The sequence below is a fragment of the Halorubrum sp. C191 genome (genome assembly GCF_002727095.1).
Classification (GTDB): Archaea; Halobacteriota; Halobacteria; order Halobacteriales; family Haloferacaceae; genus Halorubrum; species Halorubrum ezzemoulense.
Map to the genome: position 1 here is coordinate 1 of NZ_NHNZ01000135.1, position 2,522 is coordinate 2,522.

The following is a 2,522-nucleotide window of genomic DNA, read 5'->3' on the forward strand; positions in this document are numbered from 1 at the left end:
ACTGATTTATACGCCTAATGGTGGGCCAATTCGGCTCTGCTGAAATATTCAGCGAGTGATATATTTTGACCCAGTCGCGGTCAGTACAGGCAATTCACGGGTCGCACAGCAGAGGATATCAATGGAGTGATTTGTTCTCCAAGACCAGTAGATATATTTTTGAATGTTAAAAGTTGAGAGTATGGACTTCGAAAGAACAGCAGATCTCGTTATGACTGTTCTTCCGCTCCCTGTTGCGCTCTGGATGGGACTTACTGGGAACCTAGTCAGCGTGCTTGGGCTTCTCTCGTTCAGTACGATTGCCCTCTTACGCCGTCGCTCCACAAGAGTCCGACAGTGGACGAATCAGCATCAGTGGTTGTTTTTGACAATTCTAACACCGATCGCAGTGGCCACGACGTTAGACGCGATGCGTTGAAGCGATCAGTACGCAGCTCTCATCGACCATTTGTTTCATATAATATTATGTCTGAAGAATATGATTTCAACAGAGCCGCCAATTTGTAAATGGCTCTTGCCCAACCTGGCGAAATAACTATTCGATATGTGATATAGGCTGCTACTGACTGCTGAATATAGAGCGTGAAGTCAGCACCCACCTAGCGTCAACCTCACACTGAGACGTCCGCGTCGGTCGACTATCAACTGTACATATTTTCGGGCAAGTTTGTCTGAGGATGGGGCCAAGCTTGTTACAAGAGAGCCCGGGGTGCGCTGATCGGGCCAACCACTCTCTATGCGTGCCTGTTAAATAGTAGTCTCTGACTCACCAGTTGAAGATGCGTCAAAGATGGTAATTGTGACGGTGGTGCCGTTTGACGTGTCGAAAGAGACGGTACCGTCAAGAGTGCGGACGGCCCAGGTAAGTTGCCACAATCCCAGACCCGTGCCGTGTTGTAGTGCTGTCTCAGTGCTGGTTTCGAGCGCAGATAGTTCCGACTCGGGAATTCCCGGGCCATCATCGGTGACCTGGATTTCGCATCCGTCAGGCGTCTGCCGGAGAGACGTTGTCACGTTCGTAGCGTGTGTGACCGCATTGTCGACGGCGCTTTCTATAGCCGCTTCGAGGGCGGCACCGTCTGTCGAGATTATCAACGAGTCGGGTGCTTCGACAGCGACCAAGGAGTCGTAGGCGGCCACAGTGCCGCGGAGCAGCTCGGCGACATCGACGGCGACGTTTTCGTGCGTCTCTGAGAGAAGTCGGTCGATCGTCCGCGCGCGGTTACTCATGTGTGTGATGCGATCGGTCGCCTCAGTTGCGGCGTCCGCGTGGTCGTTATCGATGGCCTCGAGATGAGCGTTGACGACATCGATTTGATTACGTAGGTTGTGCCGCAGAACCCTGTTAAGCACCGCGAGTCGTTCTTTGCGAAGTTCTCGTTCGGTCACTTCTCGGAGGCTGATCACGGTACCCAACTGCTGGTCATGCTGGTCGAGTACCGTCGACACCTGCGGGTCAAACTTCGCTGACGTACCCTCAACATTGAGTTCGAGCGTCTCGGTTGCTCGCAGCCCGTCCACACTCGTTCCGACGGTATCTTCGACGGTAACGGTGCCGGTAGACGGGTCGGAGTCCCCCGACGCAGTGCGCGCACTCTCGTTTGCTCGCACCACGCGGTGCTCGTCATCCGCTATTAGCACCAAGTCGTCTGTCTCGTCTACGACATCCCGTTCGCCGACGACGCCGACGGCAGGGGATTTTTTGAACGCGTCGAACCGAAACACCGCGAGTCCAAGCCCACCCACCGCGCCGAGAGAGCCAAGCACATAGGCGGCCCCTCCCGCTGCTTGACCGAGTTGAGCAATATACGGAATATTGCTCCAGAACAGCCACATCGCCGCTGGTGCCACAGCAAAGGCAATTCCTTGCCATGCTGTTAGGTGGTCATACCGACGTGTCGCTCGCACCACCAGCACGATCCCGGCTACAGCCAGCGTCACTGCGTAATAACGGGTAGTAATTCCAAGGAGTCCGAGAACCTGCGTTGGCACTAGTGATACTCCGGTTAGTAGACCCTGTAGAGTAAGCACCAAAAGCGGAAACGCAATCAGCGCACCCGTCTTGAGCGAAAGCGAGACGAACCGTCCCGTGTACCGAAGTGCAAACATAGCCCACAAAGCGGCGGGGAGGATCCAGACAACTGCCAGCCACCGCCCGACCGCACCCCCAAAGTCGGTCACTGAGATAAGATCGGTGAGGATGCCGACACTGACGAGTCCGAGACCGACCCCGATCAGCGCAGTGTATCCTGTGAACCACGCAGCCCCTGGTTCGTTGTAACGGTGAGCGACCGTCGCACTGATAGCCGAGATACCCACTGCGTTCCCGATAGATATTGCTGCGGCGATTCCAACGATCATGAGGCATCATACATTCTCGCCTGCTATTGACATCCTCCTCCGCGTATGATGCCTCATGATCGTTGGAATCGCCGCAGCAATATCTATCGGGAACGCAGTGGGTATCTCGGCTATCAGTGCGACGGTCGCTCACCGTTACAACGAACAAGGGGCTGCGTGGT

The 2,522-nt window shown here is 55.1% G+C and carries 1 protein-coding gene; it reads right to left on the minus strand.

Annotation, left to right across the window (positions count from 1 at the left end; genetic code table 11):
- Positions 1 to 747: 747 nt before the first annotated feature.
- The gene (locus Z052_RS13530) at positions 748 to 2,361 is read right to left on the minus strand and encodes a sensor histidine kinase (protein WP_099289124.1); all 1,614 of its coding nucleotides are present in this window, start codon (positions 2,359 to 2,361) and stop codon (positions 748 to 750) included.
- Between the last annotated feature and the right edge of the window lie 161 nt (positions 2,362 to 2,522).

Coding starts and splice junctions, on each gene's coding strand:
- Z052_RS13530 (WP_099289124.1), bottom strand. CDS start 2,361: ATGATCGTTGGAATCGCCGCAGCAATATCTATCGGGAACGCAGTGGGT.